Raw genomic sequence first — 1,893 nt, 5'->3', positions numbered from 1 at the left:
GACCCGCTCACGCACGGCGCCGTCCTGACCGACGCCGGCGACGTCGTCGGCCTCTCGAACGTCGTCGGCGGGGCATCCGCCTACCATGCGGCGGTCGCGGAGGCAGCGAGCCGCTTTCCTGGGCGGATCGTCGTGGGCTGGGAGACGGGCGAGGACCTCGCGACGGCGACGGCCGCCGGCTTCGCGGCCATCGGCGACCTTCGCGTCTGGCTGCGGTGACGTCGCTCCCCTGAGACGGCGAACGCCCGCGCCGGGACCTCGAGGGTCTCCGACGCGGGCGGTCAGGCGACTGCGGTGACCCGCAGGTCGTCAGCGGTCGTCGCGGAAGGCGTCCTTCACGTCCTCGGCGGTGTTCTTCATGTCCGCCTTGGCCTGGTCCATCTTGCCCTCGGCCTCGAGTCGCTCGTTGTCCGTGACCTTGCCTGCGGCCTCCTTGGTCTTGCCCTTGAGGTCTTCAGCAGTGTTCTCAATGCGGTCGTCGACACCCATCGTCGAACTCCTTCCCGAGCGGTGGCGGTCTGCCGCGCTCTGGTCCCCAGTCAACTCCGCGGGGCCTGTGATGTCAGGGGGTTGCGAGGGCGCAGGCCACGCGCTAGACGGCGCTCACCTCCTCGTCGGGTGCTCCGAGCGGCCAGGCACGTCGCACCTCGATGCGTCCGGCGCGGGCCATCGGATGCCTCGAGGCGATCTCGACGGCCTCGTCGAAGTCCGCGCACTCGATGACGTCGTAGCCCGCGATCCACTCCTTCGACTCCGTGAACGGGCCGTCGGTCACGATGGCGTCCTCGCCCCGCACCCGCACGGTCCTCGCGTACTCGGGCGGGCGCAGGCGGTCACCGGCGATCGAGACGCCCCTGCGGGTCATCTCGTCGACCCACTCCTCGATCGAGAGCCCTCCGGACGCCTCCTCGGGCTCGGCCTCGGGATCCGTCGCGATGAACAGCATGAACTCCATCTCAGTCCTCCGATCCGATGGGCCAGACGGGGCGCAGCTCGAGCGCGCCGAACCTCGCGAGGTGATCCTCCTTCGCGATGGCCTCGGCCTCGTCGAGGTCGGCGACCTCGAGGAGGTCGTAGCCGGCGATCCACTCCTTCGACTCGGTGAAGGGGCCGTCGGTGACGAGCACCTCACCGCCGCGCACCCGCACCGTCTTCGCCTCGTCGGCCGGCCGCAGGCGCATCGCCCGCTTCAGCACGCCCCGCTCGGCCATCACCCGATCCCACTCGGCCACCACCCCCTGGTCGACGTCCCCCGCGTCGACGTCGGGGTCGGCCACCACGAACATCATGATCTCCATCGACACTCCATTCCTCGTCGGTCCTGCTCATACGACGTACGGGCCGCGGTGATTTCGACCTCAACGGCGAAGTGCCGTCTGCGCCTCCACCTCGAGCGCGTCGGCGATCGCGTCCAGCAGCCGCGAGCGGAGGTTCCACTGCTGCCAGTACAGCGGGACGTCGATCGGATCGCCCGCCAGCGCCACGAGCTCCCCACGCTCCAGTTCGCCGTCGGACTGGAAGGCGGGCAGCATGCCCCAGCCGAGCCCGAGCTTCACGGCCACCGCGAAGTCGTTCGACGCCGGCACGTAGTGGCGAGGCGGCGCATCGGGGTCCACGCCGCTCGCGGCGAGATGGTCGCGCTGCAGGTCGTCGCGGCGATCGAAGTCCACCACCGGAGCGGCGGCGAGCGCGACCTCGGCGGGGGAGGAGGGCAGCGCCGGCACGAAAACCCAGTAAGCCGGGCGGAGCGCAGAGAACGACTGCACCAGCGAGGTGACCGGGCCGGCGAGGAGCGCCGGGGAGGTGCGCGGCGGCCAGTACTGCAGGGCCGCGAGCACCCGAGCCCACAGCGGCGCCGGCGGCGCGGCACCGGCGAAGCCGGGGAGGGCGGCA

The 1,893-nt window shown here is 71.4% G+C and carries 3 protein-coding genes and 2 pseudogenes; 1 reads left to right on the top strand and 4 read right to left on the bottom strand.

What is annotated here, in order from left to right; translation table 11 throughout:
- Positions 1-219, top strand: a pseudogene (locus GH736_RS22155) (hypothetical protein); the annotation flags it as partial.
- Positions 220-309: 90 nt separating this feature from the next.
- Here the strand turns inward: GH736_RS22155 and GH736_RS22150 are convergent.
- From GH736_RS22150 to GH736_RS25350, 4 genes and pseudogenes are all read right to left on the bottom strand, one after another.
- Positions 310-489, bottom strand: a complete 180-nt coding sequence (locus tag GH736_RS22150) for a CsbD family protein (RefSeq protein WP_130351845.1) — start codon at positions 487-489, stop codon at positions 310-312.
- Positions 490-592: 103 nt separating this feature from the next.
- Positions 593-955 (bottom strand): YciI family protein, encoded by a 363-nt coding sequence (locus GH736_RS22145; protein WP_159607116.1) that lies wholly within the window; start codon positions 953-955, stop codon positions 593-595.
- A 1-nt stretch (position 956) separates the two neighbouring features.
- Entirely contained in the window at positions 957-1,298 is a 342-nt protein-coding gene (locus GH736_RS22140) for a YciI family protein (RefSeq protein WP_159607114.1), read from the bottom strand.
- Positions 1,299-1,358: 60 nt separating this feature from the next.
- A pseudogene (locus GH736_RS25350) lies at positions 1,359-1,893 on the bottom strand (hypothetical protein); the annotation flags it as partial.

It is taken from the genome of Agromyces humi (assembly GCF_009720255.1).
GTDB classification, from domain to species: domain Bacteria; phylum Actinomycetota; class Actinomycetes; order Actinomycetales; family Microbacteriaceae; genus Agromyces; species Agromyces humi.
This window is presented reverse-complemented; position numbering and strand designations above follow the sequence as displayed.